The sequence below is a fragment of the Porphyromonas somerae DSM 23386 genome, from assembly GCF_000372405.1.
Taxonomy (GTDB): Bacteria; Bacteroidota; Bacteroidia; order Bacteroidales; family Porphyromonadaceae; genus Porphyromonas_A; species Porphyromonas_A somerae.
Genome location: NZ_AQVC01000008.1, coordinates 45,226 through 67,279 on the forward strand (window position 1 = coordinate 45,226; position 22,054 = coordinate 67,279).

16 protein-coding genes, 1 tRNA gene and 1 riboswitch are annotated in these 22,054 nt (G+C 47.4%); of the genes, 12 read left to right on the forward strand and 5 right to left on the reverse strand.

Annotated elements, in window-relative coordinates; genetic code table 11:
* Positions 1-51 precede the first annotated feature (51 nt).
* The 6 genes from A3GK_RS0102440 (at position 52) to A3GK_RS0102465 (ending at position 9,035) form a co-directional block, all read left to right on the forward strand.
* Positions 52-2,862, forward strand: a complete 2,811-nt coding sequence (locus tag A3GK_RS0102440) for a TonB-dependent receptor (RefSeq protein ID WP_026161666.1) — start codon at positions 52-54, stop codon at positions 2,860-2,862.
* Between the two features lie 9 nt (positions 2,863-2,871).
* Complete coding sequence (locus A3GK_RS0102445; RefSeq protein WP_018027947.1) at positions 2,872-4,137, forward strand: DUF4876 domain-containing protein; 1,266 nt, start codon at positions 2,872-2,874, stop codon at positions 4,135-4,137.
* Between the two features lie 4 nt (positions 4,138-4,141).
* Positions 4,142-5,698 carry a DUF6850 family outer membrane beta-barrel protein gene (locus tag A3GK_RS0102450; RefSeq protein WP_018027948.1) on the forward strand — a complete coding sequence of 519 codons (1,557 nt, stop codon included), beginning with the start codon at positions 4,142-4,144 and terminating at the stop codon, positions 5,696-5,698.
* A gap of 19 nt (positions 5,699-5,717) precedes the next feature.
* Positions 5,718-7,937 carry a HEAT repeat domain-containing protein gene (locus tag A3GK_RS0102455; protein ID WP_018027949.1) on the forward strand — a complete coding sequence of 740 codons (2,220 nt, stop codon included), beginning with the start codon at positions 5,718-5,720 and terminating at the stop codon, positions 7,935-7,937.
* A gap of 223 nt (positions 7,938-8,160) precedes the next feature.
* Positions 8,161-8,430: a LysO family transporter gene (locus A3GK_RS0102460; protein WP_155799413.1), complete on the forward strand. Its 270-nt coding sequence runs from the start codon at positions 8,161-8,163 to the stop codon at positions 8,428-8,430.
* A complete protein-coding gene (locus tag A3GK_RS0102465) occupies positions 8,427-9,035 on the forward strand; it encodes a lysine exporter LysO family protein (RefSeq protein WP_018027951.1) in 609 nt (202 codons plus the stop codon). Before A3GK_RS0102460 ends, A3GK_RS0102465 begins: the two co-directional genes overlap by 4 nt.
* Positions 9,036-9,097: 62 nt before the next feature.
* On the opposite strand, the gene A3GK_RS0102470 is transcribed toward A3GK_RS0102465, so the two are convergent.
* The 3 genes from A3GK_RS0102470 to A3GK_RS0102480 form a co-directional block, all read right to left on the reverse strand.
* Entirely contained in the window at positions 9,098-10,312 is a 1,215-nt protein-coding gene (locus A3GK_RS0102470; RefSeq protein WP_026161668.1) for an L-serine ammonia-lyase, iron-sulfur-dependent, subunit alpha, read from the reverse strand.
* A gap of 153 nt (positions 10,313-10,465) precedes the next feature.
* Positions 10,466-10,664: riboswitch (cobalamin riboswitch) on the forward strand.
* 375 nt (positions 10,665-11,039) lie between these two features.
* Positions 11,040-11,981: a 16S rRNA (cytosine(1402)-N(4))-methyltransferase RsmH gene (rsmH, locus tag A3GK_RS0102475; protein WP_018027953.1), complete on the reverse strand. Its 942-nt coding sequence runs from the start codon at positions 11,979-11,981 to the stop codon at positions 11,040-11,042.
* Positions 11,978-12,286 carry a DUF4286 family protein gene (locus A3GK_RS0102480; RefSeq protein WP_018027954.1) on the reverse strand — a complete coding sequence of 103 codons (309 nt, stop codon included), beginning with the start codon at positions 12,284-12,286 and terminating at the stop codon, positions 11,978-11,980. The genes rsmH and A3GK_RS0102480 overlap by 4 nt, the downstream gene beginning before the upstream one ends.
* A gap of 482 nt (positions 12,287-12,768) precedes the next feature.
* On the opposite strand from A3GK_RS0102480, the gene A3GK_RS0102485 reads away from it, so the two are divergent.
* The 6 genes from A3GK_RS0102485 to A3GK_RS0102510 all read left to right on the forward strand — a co-directional run bounded on the left by A3GK_RS0102485 (position 12,769) and on the right by A3GK_RS0102510 (position 19,600).
* Positions 12,769-13,848, forward strand: coding sequence for a Smr/MutS family protein (locus A3GK_RS0102485; protein ID WP_018027955.1), 1,080 nt, complete (start codon positions 12,769-12,771; stop codon positions 13,846-13,848).
* A gap of 21 nt (positions 13,849-13,869) precedes the next feature.
* Positions 13,870-14,358 carry a CYTH domain-containing protein gene (locus A3GK_RS0102490; protein ID WP_018027956.1) on the forward strand — a complete coding sequence of 163 codons (489 nt, stop codon included), beginning with the start codon at positions 13,870-13,872 and terminating at the stop codon, positions 14,356-14,358.
* A 22-nt stretch (positions 14,359-14,380) separates the two neighbouring features.
* The gene (locus A3GK_RS0102495; protein ID WP_018027957.1) at positions 14,381-16,549 is read left to right on the forward strand and encodes a S46 family peptidase; all 2,169 of its coding nucleotides are present in this window, start codon (positions 14,381-14,383) and stop codon (positions 16,547-16,549) included.
* An 11-nt stretch (positions 16,550-16,560) separates the two neighbouring features.
* Positions 16,561-18,306: a bifunctional metallophosphatase/5'-nucleotidase gene (locus A3GK_RS0102500; protein ID WP_018027958.1), complete on the forward strand. Its 1,746-nt coding sequence runs from the start codon at positions 16,561-16,563 to the stop codon at positions 18,304-18,306.
* A 4-nt stretch (positions 18,307-18,310) separates the two neighbouring features.
* Complete coding sequence (locus A3GK_RS0102505) at positions 18,311-19,402, forward strand: mannose-1-phosphate guanylyltransferase (RefSeq protein ID WP_018027959.1); 1,092 nt, start codon at positions 18,311-18,313, stop codon at positions 19,400-19,402.
* Between the two features lie 113 nt (positions 19,403-19,515).
* A tRNA-Ser gene (locus A3GK_RS0102510) sits at positions 19,516-19,600 on the forward strand.
* Between the two features lie 817 nt (positions 19,601-20,417).
* Here the strand turns inward: A3GK_RS0102510 and A3GK_RS0102515 are convergent.
* Positions 20,418-21,692, reverse strand: coding sequence for a hypothetical protein (locus A3GK_RS0102515; protein WP_018027960.1), 1,275 nt, complete (start codon positions 21,690-21,692; stop codon positions 20,418-20,420).
* A 49-nt stretch (positions 21,693-21,741) separates the two neighbouring features.
* Positions 21,742-22,054, reverse strand: a 313-nt coding sequence (locus tag A3GK_RS0102520; protein WP_018027961.1) for an IS30 family transposase, incomplete at its 5' end; no start/stop codon positions are given.

Consider the following 22,054-nt stretch of genomic DNA (forward strand, 5'->3'; position numbering starts at 1 on the left):
GAATTTATTACCTTTGCAATAAACAATAACAATTCGTTTAATTAATAAAATATGATTAGAAGTGTGTCGTGGCGTTATATGCCAATCCTCCTTATTCTGATGCTTCTATTGCCGGCTAATGTGTGGGCACAATCTAAGAATCATCTAAGCGGGACGGTTTACGAAATCTCAAATGGTGTCAAGGAGCCTCTCCCTGGAGCTACGGTTTCGATTCCCGCTTATGGAATGGGTGCGATAACCTCTGTAGATGGTGCATATCATATCAAGGAAGTGCCTTCGGGTAAGGTGCGACTAACGGTTTCCTTTATTGGCAAAGTGACCATTGATACCCTTCTTGTGGTGAGTGGTGATCAGCGGCTCGACTTTGTGATGCGAGATGAGGATTTTAGGTTAAAGGAAGTGGTGGTGACTGCACAGTCCAGTAAGGCGGGGCAATCCACATCATCCAAAATCTCCACAATGGCAATGGAGCACCTACAAGCGGTGAGCCTTTCTGATTTAATGTCGCTCTTGCCTGGGGGTATTTCTACTAATCCTTCCCTTTCTACTGCAAGCCAGGTGACTATTCGCTCGGCAGGTGGAGATGATAATATCAATGCTTTGGGAACGGCCATTGTGCAGGATGGAGCTCCTATCTCCAATAATGCCAATCTACAGGTGATGAATCCTTCTGTAAGAGGAGGCACCTCGACTTTATCGGGTGGCGCTTCTCCAGCGGGTGGCTTTGATACTCGTCTGCTCTCTCTGGAGAGTGTGGAGTCGGTAGAGGTGGTACGAGGTGTCCCCTCTGTATCTCATGGCGACCTTACCTCAGGCGCTGTCTTGATTACCTCCAAGGCGGGTCGGGCCCCTTTAGTGATCAAGGCACGTACTAATCCCAATCTTTACCACTTCTCTGCTCACAAGGGCTTTTCTTTTGATAAGAATGGAGGATCCCTCAATGTGAGTGGCGAATATGCGAGGAATACTAGCTCGCCAATCTCTTCGTACAATTACTTTACTAGGGCGGTTGGTAAGCTTCTCTATTCGAATACATTCTTTGATGGCAAATGGCGTACCAATACCTCTCTGGATTTATGGTACGGACGCGATAAGCGAGATCGCAACCCTGATGATGCCGCAAATGAGCTGGAGTCGGATGGCCGCAACCTGAGATTTGCAATGAATAGCAATGGTACTATTAACATTGACAAGGGGTGGCTGAAGAATATTAAGTATGTGGTGTCGGGCAGTTATTATGATAAGTATAGCTTCCTTACCCAGCTCTATACTTCTGCAACGGCTCCATATTCTATGACTGATGTTGATGGTGCCGTTATTGCCAATCAGCCAGGTAGGGTGCTCTACGATGTTTCGGGAAAGCCACTGACCAAGTATGATGGGGTAGATCCGACTCACTATGCTCATTACCTCCCCTCTAATTACAAAGGTCGCTATGACCTATATGGGCGTGAGCTTAGTTTTTTCTCTAGCGCAACGGCAACATTTTTCGGTAAGTTAGGAGCTACTAATCACCGGATATTATTGGGCTTCAATTATTCAGTCGATGGCAATATTGGACGTGGAAAGGAGTTCTCACCAGAGTTCCCTCCATTTCGTAATATTGCAGCCCATAATGCTACATTTCGCCCTCGTCCCTATCGTGAGATCCCTTTTGTGCACGAGCTGGGTCTCTTTGCTGAGGAAAACTTTAGTTGGAAGATAGCCGGTCGTCACCTCGTGAATTGGCAGGCGGGTCTTCGCTGGGATCAAATATCCCTCGTGGGTGGAAAGCTCTCCCCACGTACCAATCTCTCTATTGAGATAGTCCCCAATTGGCTCTATGTAAGAGGTGCCTATGGAGTAACAGCCAAAATGCCTACACTCCTCTATCTCTATCCCGAGCGTGCTTACTTTGAATATATTAATATAAATGAGATGGCTAGCAACCTTGAGGATAAAGCTTTTATGACTACTACCCGAGTATTTGATACCCAAAATAAATCGCTAGAGATTGCTACAAATCGTAAAGCCGAGGTGGGCATTGACCTTAAGACACCTATTGGAAAATTGATGGTAACTGCCTATGATGAGCGTATGGATAATGGGTATACGCTTACTCCAAAGCACCAGCCAGTTATTTACAATGAGTATAAGCGTGTGGCGGGGGCCGATGGCCCACGTTTTGAGCTCTCTGCCTCTAATCCCGTGCTTGCTACCTACTACAGCCCATCTAACCACTTGACTTCTTACCGTAGGGGACTGGAGTGGGACTTGACACTTAAGCGCATTGATGCTATCCGCACTACAATTTCGCTGTCAGGTGCATGGGCTTGGTCCAAAAACTTTAATAATGGTTATGAGTACTATGATGGTAGAAGTAGTGAAGCGGGAGCACACCGTACCCATACCGCACTCTATGAAAAAGGGATGGAAAAGCATATCTATGAACAGGTGACTAGCTCTATCAGAGCTACACATAACATCCCAGAGCTTGGCCTTGTACTGACCCTCACTGCAGAGGCTATATGGCGTGAATTGGATCGCTACCAGATGGGTAACGATACCATCCCGGTTGCCTATATCTCTAAGGTAGATGGTAAGATATATCCTTTTGATGTGTCACGTGCAAAGGAGCCTGAGTTTTCATCTCTTTTGAGAAATAGAGATGATAGTATGTATATTGATGAGCTATTTCCACCTCTCTATAATTTCAACTTCAACCTTACCAAGGAGATTGGCGACTTTATGCGGCTTTCTTTCTTTGCGAATAATATGTTTAGAAGCTATCCGAGGGTGGAGTCGAAGCGACGACCAGGTACATTTTATAGTCGAAATAAAGCCTTTTTCTACGGTATTGAGTTGACAATTATTATCAAGTAAAAGTATAGTATGATGAATGCCAAATATACTCATCACCCCTTTGGGTGGCTGTCATTGATAGCCCTCTTAATGCTCTCTTCTATGGGGTGTAACTCCTTTGAACAAGCTAGAAACACTGAGTTAGTGCAGCCTATTTCGGTGACTATTGTGGCGAATACTGCTATCCCCGACTTTGATTCGGCATCAGGTGCAAAGGTGGAGCTGATCAATGAATATGAGCAGGTGGCTTATTCTTATCCATTGACGGGTCATGAGACCAAAGTATCGGGAGTGCTACCTGGAATTTACTCTATCAATATCTCTGGTGAGACGGTAGGGGCTGATGGTGAAGTCTCTTACCCCAATGGTAGCCTACTCAACTATCCCCTTCTGCAAGATGGGTCACGTGTAGAGCTAGAGGTGTTGAACGGACGTTTGAGTCCCCTTGTGTTCAAGGAAATATACTACTGTGGTTCACCCAAGCGGTATTTCAGAGACCAGTTCTATGAGATATATAATAATTCAGATGAGGTCTGCTTCCTTGACGGTCTCTACTTCTGTGTCCTTTATCCAGGTACTGCGACTACAAAGTTGCCTATATGGCCTAAGGAGGATGCTGGAAAGTATCTATATACCGATCGCGTTTGGCGCTTTCCAGGCACAGGCGAGGAGTATCCACTGAAGCCAGGTGAGAGCTGTGTTATTTCCCAGTTCGCCGCCAATCACCAGCTAAGCATTTACAATCCTAATTCTCCTATTGATGGCAGCAGCTCGGAGTTTGAATTCAATATGTTTAATAAGAAATTCCCAGATCAGCCGGCGTATGATATGATCCACATCTTTAATGATGGCAAGGAGTCAATGGGACGTGTGCCGCAGTACTTGACTACTGTTTTCGGAGGTGCGTATGTGCTCTTCAAGGTGCCAAAAGGAGAGAGTTACGACCCAGTCAATGACTTGTCACTACAAGCCAAAGACCTGAGCAATAAGCGCAACACAATCTATGCCAAGATACCTGTAGAGTATGTGTTAGATGGCGTTGAGGCAGTGGATAATGAAACAAAGATCAATGCTAAGCGTATGCCGAGCTTTATAGATGCGGGGATTACCTATGTCGGTAATACCTACATCGGGCTGGGTGTGGCTCGAAAGAAAGTAGGGCATCGGCCCGATGGTACCCCTCTCTTGCAAGATACCAATAATAGCACCAATGACTTTGATAGAGGTGTTACACCGATGCTTCGGAGATATGGAGCAAAAATGCCAGCATGGAACCATTCACTAAAAAAGAACTAGTAAAATGAGCTACAATCATAAGCGATATCAATTATTGTGCCTACTTCTATTCCTATCGTGTGCCAATGCCCTTATAGCTCAAGAGGTTAATAGCCTCTCTTCATTGGATAAGTTGAAGGGCGAGCAGCTATCTGCCATGCATAATAATGCAGCAGGGATGGCACTAGAGAATGCTCAAAGGTATACCGTTGTGGGCTTGTCAGGAGCATTGCAAAAGGGCGACTACCACAGAGCAATGGAGGGCAAAAAGCTGTACGACCTTTCGGCAATGGCAGAGGGGGCCGTGCAATTGAATGGTTACCACCTTTGGGGAAGGTTTCAGTACGATAGAGAGATCGCCAAAGAGGTGGGATACAATGCTTCACTGATTCGGCCCTATCGTGACCTCCCATACTTTGTGGCCGATGAAAATCATAGTGATTGGAGAAATCAACTCTATCAGCTAGAGTTCAAGGCAGGTACTCCTGTATATCATCGCCTCCTATCTTTTGGGCTAGCAGCTGGCTATTCGGCGGAGCAGGGTGCCAAGCAACGGGATGTGAGATCACATAATAATGCGATGTCCCTCTATTTACAGCCATCACTCCTACTCTTTTTCAATAAGGAAACACAGCTTTCACTCCTCCTAAAGTATGCGTCGTACAAAGAGGAGAGCCGGATGCAAAACATCAATATATATGTGGAGCAACCCTATTATGAGATGTTCGGAATGGGGGGTGCTACGGCACGTATCGGTTCTGGGCGGGTCACTAATTACATCCGAAATACTGTGGGTGGTGAGTTGCAGTACAATATTGATACTGATTGGCGCACTATGTTTTATCTTGGTTTTGAGAGCTCTGTAGAAGATGCAGAGATTAGCTTTACCGTCCCTCAGCGTACCGGTTCTCTCCTTGCAGATGCCTCTTTCGCGGGCCTCACTCTACAGAGCAAGGGGAGCCCGTCACAGCATACTCTCTCTCTGCGTTACGATGTGAGTAAGCACAAAGGAATACAGTACATCGTAAAGTATGATAATACAGAAGCCTTTAAAGGCTATATTGAGCTGTCTCGTAGCGGTAGGTATTTGAAGCACCGCAATCACTTAGAGGCTTCCTATCAATGGTCGTGGAATAGTCAGCACCCCTACGAGTGGTTGTTGGGATTGAATGGAGCGGTTACTCAAACTTCGGAGCAGTATATTTTACCACACTCGGAGTATGGGTATTCAATGGCATCAATTATGGGAGAGGTGCGCAAGGTATTTGTATTTGATAGACCCTCTACACCCACTCTCGACCTCTCCTTTACTGGTGGTCGTCTTTGGGCATTCGACTCTAATATAGAGCTCAATGGGCAGTATGTCAATTCATTTGTGGCTGAGCATATCACTCTGCCCGACTATCACTATATGGTGGCGGACCTGTGGAAGGGGGCTCTTTCTATCTCCTATGCTCAAAAGCCAGTATCCTCTAGCCGTGCAATGCTATACCTCAAGGCAAGATTGGGGTATTCTCACCCATTGAATTCAAGTCTAGGTCACCGTACCTCTGCACTTTGTTCTTTGGGCTGTTTTTTCTAACACTTATAACACCTACAACATGAAGTACAATAGAATATTATTGGGCATAACCGCCCTATTGATTAGTGCACTATCACTTATGGCACAGGTGGTGGAGACCCCTAGGGTGGTCACTCCCACTTCATTTGCCATTGTGATAGATAGTAAGAGCTATGCTAACGCCAAGGCAGCAGTTGATGCCTATCGAGATGTGGTGGAGCAAGATGGGCTTGGCACCTATCTCCTTATTCATGACTGGAGTAGCCCTGATGAGATCAGAGCACTTCTCCAACAGCTTCATCAAGACCCCTCCTCTCCACTTGAGGGGTGTGTCTTGATCGGGGATATACCTGTAGCGATGATCCGAGATGCTCATCATCTCACATCGGCATTCAAGATGGATCCCAATAGGTATCCTTGGGAGCGCTCAAGTGTGCCCAGTGATCGTTTCTATGATTGCTTTGGGCTAAAGTTTGTCCCACTGCCGTATGATGGGGCAAAACCGGGTCTCTTTTTCTACTCCCTTTCGAGCGAAGGGGCACAAAGGATAGAGGCCGATATCTATTCGGCACGTATCCGACCCTATGATAGAGAGGGTGAGACGAAGTACCAGTCATTGACGAAGTATCTACAAAAGGTGGTGAGGGAGCGAACTAACCACTCTCGGAATAAGCTTGACCACCTTACTATGGCTCGTGGCCATGGCTACAACTCGGAGTCTAAGCAAGCGTGGGCAGGAGAGCAAATCGCACTAAGGGAGCAACTGGAGGGTGTGTTTCTGCCCACTGGGCGCTTTAAGGCCATCGACTATGATGATAAGTTCCCCGCAAAGTACTACTACCTAACCGAGGTGCAGCAGCCTGATCTCGATGTGATGCTCTTTCATCATCACGGAGCCCCCCAAAATCAATACATCAATGGATATCGAGAGGGGAGCAGTGTGGATATCTCTAAGGAGAATATAATGCTATTTGCACGTGCTAGAGCTAGGCGACTAAGGAAAGGGGAGACTCCTGATGAAGCGATTCAGAGGGTTGCCAAGGAGCTAGATATCCCCATCTCTTGGATCAGTGATACCTTTACTCCCGAGAAGGAAGCAGCCGACTCTCTATTCAATAGAAGCCTAGATATCTATATTGATGACCTCCGTGCCATTGCGCCAGCGGCGAGATTTGTGATGCTCGATGCATGCTATAACGGATCATTTCATCTTGATGAAAACGTTTCGGCAGAATATATCTTTAATGAAGGAACTACTCTTGCAGTCCAAGCCAATTCGGTCAACGTGATCCAAGATAAGTGGCCAGATGAGCTACTTGGGCTCCTCGCAAATGGGATGCGGTTGGGCTCGTGGCATCAGCAGGTAATGTACCTTGAAACCCACCTTATCGGTGACCCAACCTTTAGGTTCGTATCGGATAGCCAGCTAGTGCCAAGTAACCTTAGCCAGCAATTGGTGCTAAGAGCTAGGGATGCCAATTACTGGTTGCAACAGCTACGTGTGCCATCGGGAGATTTGCAGGCTTTGGCACTCAAGATGCTATACCGAATGGATTACCCACAAGTGTCGGATCTGCTCCTCAATGCCTATCGTACCTCAAATAGTCTGATTGTACGGACAGAAGCACTGAAGTTATTGAGTGAGATAAATGATGCCAACTTCGTGGAGGTGCTCAAGGAGGGGGTGCATGATAGCTACGAACTTATTCGGAGGATGAGCGTTGAGCTTTTAGGAAAGAATGGTTCGGACGCATTGGCTCCAGCGCTAGTAGAAAGTTTGTTGCAGGATAGCCACTGTAAGCGAATCGTATTCAAGCAGAGCGGTGCTCTCAAAATGATGGATGGTAATAGGCTCTCTCAAGAGCTTCGTAGCATCGTGGCACGCACACCTATATATCCTACAAGTCAGGTGGAGAAGCTACTCTCTGATATGCAGGCAGCTGAGAGTGCACGGGAGCGTCTTCTACAGGAGCTATTGCCTCAGAGCAAGGATGCGAAGTCTGTGAAAGAACAGCTATTTGCGATACGTAGCTGCCGTAACTCTCCAGATGCGAGGGTAGCTGAAGCCTTGATCAAGATTGCTCTTGACGCCTCCAATAGCGAGACGGTGAGAGTAGCTAGTATTGAGGCACTAGGCTGGTATAATTATTCGTGCAAAGCTGCAGAAATCAAAGAGCACCTTTCTACCTTGCTGGGTGATTCTTCACAGCTCGTTTCGCGCGAGGCGGCAAAGAGTATCAAGCGGCTCTCTCCTCGTTAAGTACTTTGCTGTATCCTAATAGTTATGATCCCTTGTGGCGACACTTTTGTCCTGCCACAAGGGACCATACTTATTTCGGTTGCTACCACTTTCCACAAGATAGGATCCTAACAGTGGGGTGTAGACCTCTGGCGTTTTAGGAAAGGCTGGATGGGGTTGCGGAGGGTAGGGTAATCTTTGGTAGATTTGCAAGGGGGAGCTATTGATATTGGTGAGTGAGGAGATGTGGAAGCTATTTAGTTGTATTTTACTGGGGGTGGTATGTGGTTGGCTCTTGAGGAGGAGACGGATTAGGGGACTTAGCACTGCTTTGATGGTGGTGATCTGTCTGCTACTCTTTGTGCTGGGGCTGGAGGTGGCACACTCGCAGAGTGAGATGGCCAATATACTGGTGGTGGTAGGGATTGCTCTGGTGGTAGCTTTGTGCTCTACTGCAGGTAGTGTACTGATGGCGTGGCTCTTTGGGCGTCCTAAAAAGGATCGGGAGGTATGAAGTCCAATCTTATATTGCTCGGTTCCTTTCTCCTCGGGCTCGCCTTGGGGGGCATTGATTTAGTTCCTACTGCTATTGTGGAGTCGGACTTGGGGAATTATCTGCTCTATCTGCTCCTGTTTTTAGTTGGCTTGAGTGTGGGAAATGATCGTGATACGATCAGGGGATTTAGGCAGCTATCTCCTCGTCTACTGGTGTTGCCTTTTCTGACAATCATTGGAAGTATGTGTGGTGGGGTAGTGGCTGCTTTGCTCCTTGGGCAATCGCTCTATGAGATGCTGGCGGTATCGCAAGGGTTGGCTTACTACTCTCTTTCGAGTATCCTTATTACGGAGAAGCTGGGGATTACGCTAGGTGCTATTGCCCTCTTTTCCAATGTGTTTCGTGAGCTCTTGACACTCCTTTTGGCTCCGCTCTTGGTAAAATACCTCGGTCCTCTTGCCCCTATTGCTGCTGGCGGGGCCACGACGATGGATGTGACACTTCCAGCCATTCTCAACGCCTCGGGTAAGGAGTACTTGGTGCCTGCCATTTACCATGGCTTTGTCTGTGACTTTAGTGTGCCGATCTTGGTGACACTCTTCATTGAACTAGCTTTAGGATAAAAATAAAGGCGTACCTGGAGACCCAGATACGCCTTATATATATGTGTTAAGTGTGCTTCCGCTTAGGGAATGATGCAGTAGTTGGTGGCAAGTCCGCCTTCGGAAGTTTCTTTGTAGAGACTTGGGAGGTCGTGCCCTGTCTGCTTCATCACTTCTACCACTTGGTCGAAGGTAACTCGGTGGAACCCGTCGGAGAAGGCGGAGAAGGTATTGCTATCCAATGCACGGGCGGCAGCAAAAGCATTGCGCTCGATGCAAGGGATTTGCACCAAACCACAGATGGGGTCGCAGGTGAGACCTAAGTGATGCTCAAGCGCCATCTCGGCTGCATACTCTATCTGATTGAGGCTCCCTCCGAAAAGTTGGTTGGCGGCAGCTGCTGCCATAGCACACGCTACACCCACCTCACCTTGGCAACCCACTTCGGCACCAGAGATGGAGGCATTGGTACGGGCAAGGTTGCCAATCAGTCCGGCTGTGGCAAGAGCTCGGTGGATCATACGATCGGGAAACTCACGGGAGGTCTGTAGATGGTAGAGTACCGCTGGTACCACACCCGACGAACCGCAGGTGGGGGCGGTGGCGACCACGTGACCGGAGGCGTTTTCCTCCGAAACGGCGAGTGCGTATGAGTAAACTAGTCCACGGCTACTGACATTACTCTTATAGCCTTTGGCGCGAATCAGGTACTCGCCAGCTTTGCGACGCAGGTTGAGCCCTCCTGGAAGTACTCCATCGGATTCTAGCCCTCTTTGGACAGCCTCTCTCATCACTTGCCATACTTCGGCAATGTGATCCCATACGGAGGGATCGTCGTACCGCTCCACATACTCCCAAAAGTTAATCCGATGCTGCTGGCAGTAGACCATAATATCTGTGAGGGTGTGGTGAGGGTAGATCTCATCATGGCGGCTCTCATCAAAGCTCTCATTGGCCAATGAGCCACCGCCGATACTGTAGACTTTCCACTCGTCGAGTACCTTATCACTCTCATCGAGTGCCTCAAAGAGCATTCCATTGGTGTGGAACTCTGGCACAATCGTGGGCTCCCAAAGGATCTTAGTCGGTGCTAGTGGCTCTAGCACATCGAGGATCGCTACATCGGTCATGTGCCCCTTTCCAGTGGCGGCAAGAGAGCCGTAGAGGGTGACTCTAAAACGGCTGGGAAGGCTACCCTCAAATCGCTTGGCAAACATCTCTGCTGCTCGCCTTGGTGCCATAGTATGGCTACTCGATGGCCCGTGTCCTATCTTATATATTGTTTTTATTGTCTCCATATTGTCTTTATAAACCGCTTCTTCGTATGCGAAAACTTCCTGCAAAGGTACCACTTTTTGTTGTGACTTCCTATTCGCTTTTTCTGTCAGGTTGGGAGGAGGAGAACTCCAAGATATTCGCGGGTGGTGATTTGGTAGATTTAGCAATTGTTATTATCTTTGCCGTATGAAGGTGCTTTGGTGGTTATTCGACCATTAAGGTTAAAAGGGAAACAGGTGAAAGTCCTGTACAGTCCCGCTGCTGTAAGTCTTACCAAACGCTCTAGCGTAAACCACTGTGAGAGTAGTCTCTTATGGGAAGGAGCTGGAGACGGAGACAAGTCAGAAAACCTGCCTTCAATGTGCATTTTGTATCTCTCTCGAGGGTTGGAGAGGTGCCACAGAACGACTTAGTCTAGTCAATTCCCTTTCTTTGACCGCAACACGAAGAGGGCTAAGATTGCTGATGTGGTGATTTGATCAGGAAGATGAGCGTGAATCTGTGAAGCTTCACGACATTGATATGCACAGCAATGGAGCAGCAGAGAGTGTACACTTCTGCCTTTAGTGTCCACTCAAGCCACTCTTGGAAGTGGATGTCGTGGTTTTGCAATCATCGCCTCGCATCCACTTCCTTTTTATTTGCCCATTTCCTTTTATTGGGTAGATGTCATTCAACCACACGATTTTCTCAAGTGTGGGTGTGAGATGTTTTACAAGAAAAGTAGAGGCGGCTTAGGGCAATAGCTTAATCTTCCGAGTCCCCTTGCTTAATGGCGATGCGGAGCTTTGCACTACGTGCACGAGGATTGAGGGCGATCTCCTCTTGGGAGGGGAGGATGGGCTTGGCTTGTAGTGGTTTGAGGGGGGTGATGGGAGCACCAAAGGTGTCTGTTTGGCGGATACCCTCAATATTTCCAGTGCGGAAGAAGTGCTTAACGGGTCGGTCCTCGAGTGAGTGATAGGTGATGACCACAAATCGCCTCTCTGGTGCTAGCAGCTGGCAGCCATCGCTGAGTAACTGGTGGAGTGCCCCTATCTCATCATTGACAGCGATTCGGAGAGCTTGGAATAGCTTGGCTAGCGACTGCTTATCTCTCTCTGGCACTACTGGTGCCACTGCGGTGAGTAATTCTCCAATAGTAGAGAGCTGCCCACGCTCCGAGGCCTCTTTGAGAAGTGTAGCGATACGGTAGCTCCCCTTGAGCTCGCCATAGGTGGCGAGGAGAGCCCCAAGCTGGTCGCGATCAAGGGCGGTGATCAGCTCTGCAGCGGTTTGCCCCCCTTTGCTATTCATTCGCATATCAAGGGGACCATCGAAGCGAAAGGAGAATCCCCTTTGCTCATCATCTAGGTGGTGGCTAGAGAGCCCAAGGTCGGCTAAGATGCCATCTACTTGCTCAATACCGTAGAAGTCCATAAAGTGGCGGAGGTGGCGGAAGTTGGTGCGGACGAAAGTAAAGCGTGGATCCTCAATGTGGCACTCGCGGGCTGCATCGGGGTCGCGGTCTAGTCCGAAGAGATGCCCCTTTGGGGAGAGTGCCTCTAGGATGCGACGTGAGTGTCCACCGCCACCAAAGGTACAGTCAATGTAGATACCATTGGGGTCGGTGACTAATGCCTGGACGCTCTCCTCGCACAGCACTGGGACATGGTACCCTTCCGCCCGTATCACCTCTTCGCTCTTCATCGACCTATAATCTCCATAAGGGTGGGGAAAAATCCAACCCTCTCACCATATAACTCTAGTACACGGGTCACGAGTGGGTCTTCAACTAGCTCAAACCCCTCAAGTAATGCGGGGGAAGTGAGTTCAAATTGGAGGGCAACAGAGATACCATCCTCCACCGGAGTAGGGATCCTGAGTAGCTTGGCTGCACTCCAGCCCTCTCGCTCCGACCAAGCGGGGAAAAGGCGGTGCTCCACGTAGTAGAGTAGGTCGCCACTACAACTACGATCACCGCTAATAGTCACATTATATAGATATCCTTTCATAGCCCAAAGGTACCAAAAAAAGCACAATCCCAACTCGCTAGTAACCTCCAAATAGGAATCACAAGCGATATACTGCTCGACACAATAGAGAGTGAAAGTGGAGGACTATTCTCCCTGTACCTTACCACCAAAAAAACAAGGCCCGAGAGGAGCAAAAGTTGAGATGCAACTAAGCGATCGACGAGATGCAACAAAGCAAATGCTTAGTTGCAACTAAACAATCGCTTAGTTGCATCTCAATTTTGCCTTTTATAGTTCGCTGTATTTCAGCAAGTTGCAAAGGTGCTTTTTTGACTTTTTAATGCGCCACATTATTGGTTATTCGTCCGATTTAGGGTTGGGGCGCGTGAGCTGTCTTTCTATTTTTTTGTGTGTCTCTTGGACTGGTATAGAGAGACTGTCGGCTAGAAAAGGGTCGAAGGAGCGTTGTGTGGGTTCTTTCTCCTTAATTTTGGTTATATTTGTATTCTAAAAGTATCATTATGGGAATAGATAAAGCACTTAAGGTGGGGGATAGGGTCCGATTTATGGATGCCACTGGTGGTGGTGTGGTGCGTAGAGTACTCCGCAGTAGTGGGGTAGTCTATGTAGAGGATGAGAGTGGCTTTGAGGTGCCGGTGCTTCAGTCTGAAGTGCTGAAGGTGGAGGGACCAGAGACTAGTTTGTCGTCGAAAGAGAGTCCACTTCCTTCGCCTAATAAAGCGACCTCACAGCCAGAGATTCGCCCTACAGTGAAACGCAGTAGCGACTCAGAGGGGGAGCGACTGAATGTATCGCTCTGCTACCTTCCTGAGGAGGGAGGCCAGATAGGGCGGTGTCGCTATGAGGTTTACCTGGTGAATGACTCCAACTACGACCTCTTTGTAGCCTATAGCTCGGGTCGCGGAGCAGAGCAGGAGCTGAGGTATAGCGGGGTGGTACCCTTTGATAGCAGTGAAGAGCTGGAGAGCTTCGACCCTTTGGAGCTACCAGAGCGTAGTCGGACAACGGTGCAGCTACTTGCCTTTAAGGAGGGTGGTATCGCCTACCAACCTAAGCAGGCGATGAGCTTTGAGCTGAAGATAGATGGTGCTCGATTTTTGAAGGAGGGTGCCTTCGTGGAGAGCCCTTACTTTGATGATGGGGCGATCACCTTTGAGCTAGTAAAGCAGGATCAGCCACTGGTGACTAAAAAGGTGGAGGCAGAGCAATTGGCTAGCGAGATGATGCGGGCTAAAGTGCAATTGGATAGCCCTAAGAGAAGAGCTAGAAAAGGTGTCGCTAGCCACAAGGGGGAGCCTCTGGTGGTAGACCTCCACATTAATGAATTGGTGGATAGTACCCTTGGCATGGAGCCTAAGGATATGCTTGAGATACAGCTTGAGAAGGTGGAGGAGGTACTCCGTAGCCGACGCAAGCCTAATCACGTGGGGGAGAAGGTAATCTTTATCCACGGTAAGGGTGAGGGGGTGCTGAGGAAAGCGGTGTGGGACTTAATCCATCGGAAGTTTCCTCGCCACGATTTGCAGGATGCCTCTTTCCAAGAGTATGGCTTTGGTGCCACTCAGGTAACTATTAGATAAGAAATTGATTCAATATATATTATGGGTGTAGAGATAGAGCGTAAGTTTTTACTCAAGACGGGAGCGTCACTTCCGGAGAGTGACGAAGTGCTAAATATTCAGCAGTCTTATGTGGCAAAAGGGGAGGGTGGAGAAGGCGCCTCGGTGCGGGTCCGTTTGGTCAATATGGAGGAGGCTTTTCTAACCATCAAGCAAGCTTCTAGGGAAAACCTAGCGGTGCGGAGTGAATTTGAGTACCCTATCCCTGTGGAGGACGCTTTGGAGATTATGGAGCTGAGCCCTTTTACAAAGGTGGTGAAGCAACGTCATATCATCGTGATCGGTGAAAACAAGTGGGAGGTGGACTTTTTCCTCGAGGAAAATGAAGGCTTGATCGTAGCGGAGTTGGAGCTCCCATCGGTGGATACTGAGGTGGAGCTGCCGGAGTGGGTCGGTGAAGAAGTGACGAACGACAAGAGATACCTCAATAACTACCTAGCAGTACACCCCTATAGTACATGGAATAACTAATCTAAAATATAAAGTGACTATTATGAAGAGAAGATACTTACTTGCTTTGCTCGCTATGGTGCTAGTGGCACCATGGGCAGTGGCAGATGGAGGAATGTGGATGCTGCAATTTTTGAAGCAGCAAAACCTAAAGCGGATGCAGGAGATGGGCTTGAAGCTATCGGCTGAGGAGATCTATAATCCTGGTCGGGGGGCTTTGGGCGATGCCGTGGTGCAATTTGGCGGTGGCTGTACGGGGGAGATTGTCTCGAGCCAAGGTCTGGTCTTTACCAACCATCACTGTGGTTATGGTGAGATTCAGAGCCATAGTTCGGTAGAGGCCAACTATCTCCGCGATGGCTTTTATGCGCCTACCCTCAGGGATGAGCTCCCCAATCCGGGGCTGAATGTGACGATTGTGGAGGAGATTGTTGATGCTACGGACTATCTCAGTCAGTATTTGGAGAAGGTAGGGGAGCAGGACCCTCTCGTGTATATGCGTCGTGGCTATCTGCGTAAGGTGGCCGAGCAGTGGTATGTGGAGAATAGAGGAGCACTCACAGCAGGGGTGACCTTGGATATGGCTCCTTTTTATGAGGGCAATAGGTATTATCTCTTTGTGAAGAAGCAGTACTCGGATATCCGCTTAGTGGCAGCACCACCTAGCTGTATCGGTAAGTTTGGTGCCGACACAGACAATTGGGAGTGGCCTAGACACTCGGGTGACTTTTCGGTCTTCCGAATCTACACGGCACCCGATGGTTCGCCAGCAGAGTATTCTGCAGATAATGTACCTCTAAAGCCTAAGTATTACCTCAAGGTGAGTGGCAAGGGGGTAGAGGAGGGAGACTTCGTGATGATGATGGGCTTCCCAGGCACTACCAATCACTTCTACACGCCTAGCGAGGTGCGGGAGCGTCTGGAGGTGGATAACCAGATCCGAATTGACCTTCGCAAGGTGCGCCAAGAGGCAATGTGGGAGGAGATGATGAAGGATGAGGCGGTCAATATCCAATATGCTGCAAAGTATCAAGGTTCGACCAACGCTTATAAGAATGCGATTGGCACCAGTTGGGCAGCACGTAAGAAGAACTTCGAGGCGGTGAAGCAGGAGATGGTGGATCGCCTCCTTGCCTACAGTAAGCGGCAGAATAAGCCTGAGTATGCCGAGGCGGTTGCTAAGATAGAGGCGATGGTGAAGGAGCGGGCTACGCTCCGGGCACTCGCCAAGATCTATGAGGAGGGGCTCTGGAGAGCGGTGGAGACGGCTAAGGCTCCGCTGATCAAAAGTGATGAGGAGTTGAAACAACTTCGTGACCCACAAGCGGCCGCTAAATGGTACGATGAGGTGATCCTCGGCTACTTTGATAAGGACTACAATAAGGAGGTAGATCGCAAGGTGACCGCTGCGATGTTTGAGGCGGTGCTGAAGTACATTGACCGTGTGACGGAGGGGCAAGAGCTATCGATTCAATTGCAAACCCCTTTTACTATCCGAAGCTTGATGGAAAGTAAGGACTTGGGTGCTATCTTTGATGAATCGATCTATTTTGATAAGGCGAAGATGGTGGAGGTACTGAGCTCTGAAGGGGGTGAGGTGGCCTATGCGTTAGACCCTGTCACTTTACTCGCTTTCTCAGTGCGTGAGGATATGAAGACTATCTCCAAAGCACTTTCGGAGTATGACCGTGACTTTGCTCTAGCTCGCCGTACCTTGCTACAGGGAATGCTGGAGATGGATGGGGAGATGAACCTTTGGCCTGATGCCAATCTTACACTCCGCTACACCTTTGGTCAGATCAAGGGTTATGTGCCTAGGGACAATGTCTATTATGGCGCTCAGACCACTATGGATGGAATTATGGAGAAGTGGGATGACGAAAGCCCTGAATTTTATCTCCTCCCTAAGGTGGTGGATATCTACCGTAATAAGGACTTCGGGCGCTGGGCTCTGCCAAATGGTAAGATGCCTGTGAATATTGTGGCAACTACTCATACTACCGGTGGAAACTCGGGTTCGCCTTTGGTGAATGGTAAGGGTGAGCTTGTGGGCATCAACTTCGACCGTAACTGGGAGGGCGTTGGTGGTGATATCGAGTATCTGCCCGATTATCAGCGGAGTATTATCCTAGATGTGAGATATCTACTGATGATATTGGATAAATATCTAGGGGCTGATAGACTGATGAATGAGTTGGATATCGTTGAGTAAAAAGTGGATTTATGAATAGAAGTCTACTAAAAGCACTGCTGCTCTTTTGCTGCATCCTGACTTTGTCGGGGTGTCGCAAGGAGGAGCAGTGCCAATCTATTCGCATCGTACATACCACTGATGTGCATGGTCGCCTATTTCCATACGACTTGGTCAATGACCAGCCTAGCGAAGGAAGCTATGCACGGGTTGCTGCCTATGTGCAGGAACTAAAGGAGAGCAATCAGGAAGTGTTGCTCCTCGATGCAGGAGATATCCTACAGGGCCAGCCTACAGCCTACTACTATAATTATATTGATACGGTGGGAGTGCATCCGTTGGCTACCTTTTTCAATCAGTATGGGTATGATGCCATTACGATGGGTAACCACGACATAGAGACGGGGCATAGCGTTTACGATAAGTTTGTGACTCAGCTCAATATCCCTGCACTTGGTGCCAATGTGCTGAGGGAGGAGAGTGAGGAGCCCTACTTCCAGCCTTTTGTGATCGTCAATAAGGGTGGACGAAGGATTGCGGTGATCGGAACCACTACACCTAGTCTTACTGACAACCTGCCGGCTCACCTTTGGAGCGGAATGAAGCTGACCGATCAGGTGGAGACGGTTCGTAAGTATGTAGACGAGATAAAGGCATCGAAGCCCGATATGATTGTGGCTTTGATCCACAGTGGTAGTGGAAATAGAGACGGTGCTTACTACCCCAAAGCAGAGCATGTGGGCTATCAGATGGCACGTGAGGTGCCAGAGCTAGACTTAATCCTTTTGGGGCATGATCATAAAGAGTTGCTAGACTCAGTAGTACATCAGAATGGAAAGGTGACTTACCTCCTTAATCCTGGTAGTGATGCCATGAGTGTAAGTGATACTGAGGTATTCTTCTGTAAGCAATCTAATGGCGCTAGTTCTATTAAGATCACACCTAAGATTGTCTCTCTTAAGGAGGTAGAGCCCGACCCTTCCTTTATGGCGAGCTTCGCAAAAGAGCGTGAGGCGGTTGATGCATTTATTTCGTCACCAGTGGGGCACCTGACGGAGAATATCGATGCGAGGAGCTCATTCTTCCGCCCTGCAACCTTTACCGACCTTATCCATCAGGTGGAGCAATTTACCTTCCCAAAAGCTGAGATAACGCTGACGGCACCATTGGACTTTAATGTCCTATTAAAGAAAGGAACCATCTCTATTCGCGACCTATTTAAGCTCTATCGCTACGAAAATAGCCTCTACCTAATGCGTCTGACGGGTGAGGAAGTGCGTGGAGCTCTAGAGGAGAGCTACGACCGCTGGATACAAACTATGTCGGGCCCCGCTGATGGCTTGATTCAGATCAATGCAGAGTACTTTGGTGGTCAGTATTTGGCTACAGCTCATCCCACATACAACTTTGATACCGCTTCGGGCATCACTTATACGGTGGACGTGCGGAGACCTCGTGGAGAGCGGGTAAAGATTACCTCTGTAGGGGTGGCTCCATTTGACCCTCAACGCACCTATTTAGTGGCGGTCAATTCGTATCGTGGTTCGGGCGGAGGTGGCTTGCTTACAAAGGGAGCTGGCATTCCAGTTCAGGAGCTGCAGGATAGAATTGTGGAGACAACGGAGCGAGACTTAAGGCATTACTTTATGCTCTTTCTGCAGAAATACGACCCCTATACGCCTACCATTAAGGCAAAGTGGTCGTTCGAACCAAGAGAGTGGACGGAGCCTGCTATACAGCGAGATAGCACCACTCTATTTAGTCATCTAAAGCAGTGATACTATGAATAGCTTATCAAAGGATAATTATTGTGTGATCATGGCTGGCGGAGTGGGGTCCCGCTTTTGGCCTTGGAGTAGAAACGACCGACCGAAGCAATTCCTAGATATAATTGAATCTGGGCGGACGATGATACAGGAGACTTTTGACCGCTTTGACCCCTTTATCCCGGAGGAGAATATCTATGTGATGACGGGGAAGCAGTTTGAAGCTCAGATGCTAAGGGAGCTACCCGCACTGCACCCTAGTCAGATCCTTACTGAGCCTGAGCGACGAAATACCGCTCCTGCCATTGCCTATGCTGCTTACAAGATCGCTAGCATTAATCCCGATGCGGTGATGATTGCCTCTCCTGCCGACCAGCATATCCAAAATGTGGGTCTATTTAAGGAGACGGTGCTCAAGGCAGCCGACTATGCAAGAGAGCACCACTGCCTGATGACGATTGGGATTGAGCCGACTTATCCAGCTACAGGGTATGGGTATATTGAGATGACGGAGCAAGCCAAAGCTGATGGCATCGGTCCGATTATCCGTTTTCAGGAAAAACCCTCTGAAGAGGAGGCAATCAAGCTTTTGGCAACGGGTAACTATCTTTGGAATTCAGGGATTTTTATCTGGCGAGTGAGGGATATTATTGAGGCACTGGAGCGGTATCTTCCCGAGGTGGCGGTCCTTTTTGCCGAGATTGATGCTTATGGAAGTGCCAATGAGACGGAGGCGGTGGCAAGAGCCTTTTTGGCTTGCCCATCTATCTCTATTGATTATGGGGTGATGGAAAAGGCCGAAGGGGTTGCTACCATTCATGGGGCCTTTGATTGGGATGACCTCGGTACATGGCAAAGCCTTTACCGATACCAAACCCAAAACCCTCCTCAGGTCAGTGATAAGGCACCTGTAAAGGGCCGATTGATACTCGATAATAGTCCACATACTATGGTGCATCAAGGGGTGCCAGGAAAGGATGTGGTGGTGATAGGGCTGGAGGACTACCTAGTGGTGGACTTGGAGGATACGCTCCTCATAGCCCCCAAGAGTGATGAGAAGAAGCTCCACGCTTGGATGGATACCTACGCGAAGCAGCTGAAGAAGTAGTTTTCACCTTTTTTCGGCTCGAAATCAAAAAAGAATGGGCCGGAAGGTTGGTGATATCAAATATTTTAGTATCTTTGCAACACTTTTGAGGCGCAAAAAAGCTTTAAGGGTAAGGAGAGGTGGCAGAGTGGTCGATTGCGGCGGTCTTGAAAACCGTTGAGGTGCGAGCCTCCGGGGGTTCGAATCCCTCCCTCTCCGCAATAAATACTGAAAAATCAGTAAATTATAAAATAAACACCCAGTTTTACGCCCGATAATGTAAAGTTGGGTGTTTTTGTGTTATTTAAGATTCTATTCTGCTGTTTCTACATAATAATCGTTTAGCAATCATTGCAGTCCGATAAAAGTCAGAAAGGGCATACCGAGGGGACTCAATCGCTGAATTGAAGCGGTTGAGCTTTCTGATTTTGTTTTCCAAGCCCCCCCCTTGAGCAAAACGTCTTCTTGACCTCCAAATATCATTGGCTTTTCAACAGTGTCGCCTCCTAAGCAAACGTCTTTCAGTGAGTAAATCGGCTGTCCGATAAAGTTAGACAGCCTTTTCACTGTTTGATTAGCTCTGTAGGGAGAAATCCTTTATAATAGACATTTGATGGACTTTCTGCGATCATCAGAGATCTGACAAGCTGGGAACTCGGTTGTCCGATGAAATAGGAAGCTCTTCTTTCTCCGAAAAACTTTTATCGGACAGCAATGTTTAGCAATATATGAAATGACACAAGTAAGTATAGGAGTAATTAGTAGCTATAATAATTCCGACAAACTCATTATTGATAATGTATGTCCCTTCGTCCGGAGGTATATTTGTGGGGCGTTCGCTTGTACCATTCCAATCCCACACAAAGCAGAACAGTACAATGGAAAGAATAGCTGCTGTAGTCAGAAACAGTGGTACAAGCCAGCACGATTGCTTCAAATTTCCAAAATTGTTTATCGGTTAGTTTCATAAATATTGATTTTGTATTCAATGGTAATCGGAGGATTCAATTTGCTAAAATAAGGCTTGCCCCACCCACTATTTGTTACTAACTTTTAATTGTAGTTTCCAAGATTCTGTTTCTTCTACGTTGTTATTGACTTTAATGCTGTTTGCGTATGGCAATATAACAGATTTCCAGTCTTCGGTAATAAGTATTGTTCCGTTTCCTATTGTTTCTAAAATGCCCCATTCATCAACAATGCGTGCATTTTTATAGACGGTGCCGATATTTTCGAGAGGAACGACAGTGTTAGGATCAAAACTTATCTGTATATTCTTCAAAGGTAACGTCTTTATGTTTTGTGTAAATAATGCAGTTAATTCGTTTTTCTTTATTGCTCGTACAGAATCTCGCTGATTTTCAAAGGCAATAATATTATCATAGTCATAGCATGCCTTCCTTTGTCGTATATGATTCTCTTTGTCTGTAGGAAGAACTATGTTATAAGCATTCTGGACTAATATTCCTAAATCAGTATTTCCGTCCACAAGCTTGTGCCATTCATTCGTGCTTTTATCAAGAAGATACCCCAAGATGGGACCAGAAAGGTAGGCGTAACATCTGACAAGCTCGTCTTTCTTCATGTAAGATTCAACTTCCTTATCGAGTTTGTCAAGATATATAGCATCCGATGAAATGGATAGTTTCATTCCTGTATATTGAGGCAGTCCCTCATGAACTTCAAAAGCCGTTTCATCCGAGTAATACTTACTAAATTCTTCCTGTCTTTGCCTTCTGAATGTAAGGCCATCACGAATTGCGATTTCTCGTGATAATGGATCTGTTTCTTTACAAGCGGATAGAAATGCTTTCCATTCCAGTTTGAGAAGTACTCTGGCTTCTTTGGTCTCCATATGGACATTATTGTAGGGTGTTGGAACATGGCCAAGAGAATCTTGCCAGTAATGGAACATTTCATGGCAGAACAATATGTTACGGTCTATGGTATCAGTAGGTATTGGAAGTTTTATCATCACCCATTTCTGCCCAAATACATTTATAGTGGAATTGGCGATGTTCTTATTGAGCGGATATTTTCCAATAAATACTTTTCCACATGTTTGAAGTTGTCCTTGTAAATCCTTTTGGTTACTCCACAAATCACGATTATTGTCTATGCATAAAATTGGTGCATATAAATTGACTCCCCATAGTTCTCCATTATCTTTATCGCATATAGTTTTGATATCGTTGAATGTGTTTGAGAACTCAACGCAAGAAGCGAGATTTCCACTATCGTTTTTATCTTGGGCTAACAGCGTATGGCAAACTATCAGTATGAGGAATGATGTTAGGAATGTTTTCTTCATGATTCTTTTGATATATAGCGGATCCGTAGATTCAAATTACTAGTGCAATTTACTTATTATTTTCCAACCAGACAACCATTGGGGTCTTGTACTGGTGTTTTTCCCTTGGTCTTGAGTTGATTTTCTGTACATAATTCAGTACTTGCTTATTGGTAATATCTTTGAAGTCCTCATTCTTTTTCAAGTATTGTCTCAGTAGTTTATTTGAGTATTCAATAGTTCCTTTTTGCCAAGAAGAGTAAGGGTCTGCGAAGTAAACTTTAACCCCGAGTTTTTCAGTGATATGCTTATGGTTGATGAACTCAGAACCGTTATCAGTTGTGATAGATCGTATTTTCCCTTTACAATGAGCGAGCAACTGC

Coding starts and splice junctions, on each gene's coding strand:
- A3GK_RS0102485 (WP_018027955.1), top strand. CDS start 12,769: ATGGGAATAGATAAAGCACTTAAGGTGGGGGATAGGGTCCGATTTATG.
- A3GK_RS0102465 (WP_018027951.1), top strand. CDS start 8,427: ATGAAGTCCAATCTTATATTGCTCGGTTCCTTTCTCCTCGGGCTCGCC.
- A3GK_RS0102500 (WP_018027958.1), top strand. CDS start 16,561: ATGAATAGAAGTCTACTAAAAGCACTGCTGCTCTTTTGCTGCATCCTG.
- A3GK_RS0102445 (WP_018027947.1), top strand. CDS start 2,872: ATGATGAATGCCAAATATACTCATCACCCCTTTGGGTGGCTGTCATTG.
- A3GK_RS0102455 (WP_018027949.1), top strand. CDS start 5,718: ATGAAGTACAATAGAATATTATTGGGCATAACCGCCCTATTGATTAGT.
- A3GK_RS0102490 (WP_018027956.1), top strand. CDS start 13,870: ATGGGTGTAGAGATAGAGCGTAAGTTTTTACTCAAGACGGGAGCGTCA.
- A3GK_RS0102440 (WP_026161666.1), top strand. CDS start 52: ATGATTAGAAGTGTGTCGTGGCGTTATATGCCAATCCTCCTTATTCTG.
- A3GK_RS0102515 (WP_018027960.1), bottom strand. CDS start 21,692: ATGAAGAAAACATTCCTAACATCATTCCTCATACTGATAGTTTGCCAT.
- A3GK_RS0102460 (WP_155799413.1), top strand. CDS start 8,161: ATGTGGAAGCTATTTAGTTGTATTTTACTGGGGGTGGTATGTGGTTGG.
- A3GK_RS0102450 (WP_018027948.1), top strand. CDS start 4,142: ATGAGCTACAATCATAAGCGATATCAATTATTGTGCCTACTTCTATTC.
- A3GK_RS0102470 (WP_026161668.1), bottom strand. CDS start 10,312: ATGGAGACAATAAAAACAATATATAAGATAGGACACGGGCCATCGAGT.
- A3GK_RS0102480 (WP_018027954.1), bottom strand. CDS start 12,286: ATGAAAGGATATCTATATAATGTGACTATTAGCGGTGATCGTAGTTGT.
- rsmH (WP_018027953.1), bottom strand. CDS start 11,981: ATGAAGAGCGAAGAGGTGATACGGGCGGAAGGGTACCATGTCCCAGTG.
- A3GK_RS0102505 (WP_018027959.1), top strand. CDS start 18,311: ATGAATAGCTTATCAAAGGATAATTATTGTGTGATCATGGCTGGCGGA.
- A3GK_RS0102495 (WP_018027957.1), top strand. CDS start 14,381: ATGAAGAGAAGATACTTACTTGCTTTGCTCGCTATGGTGCTAGTGGCA.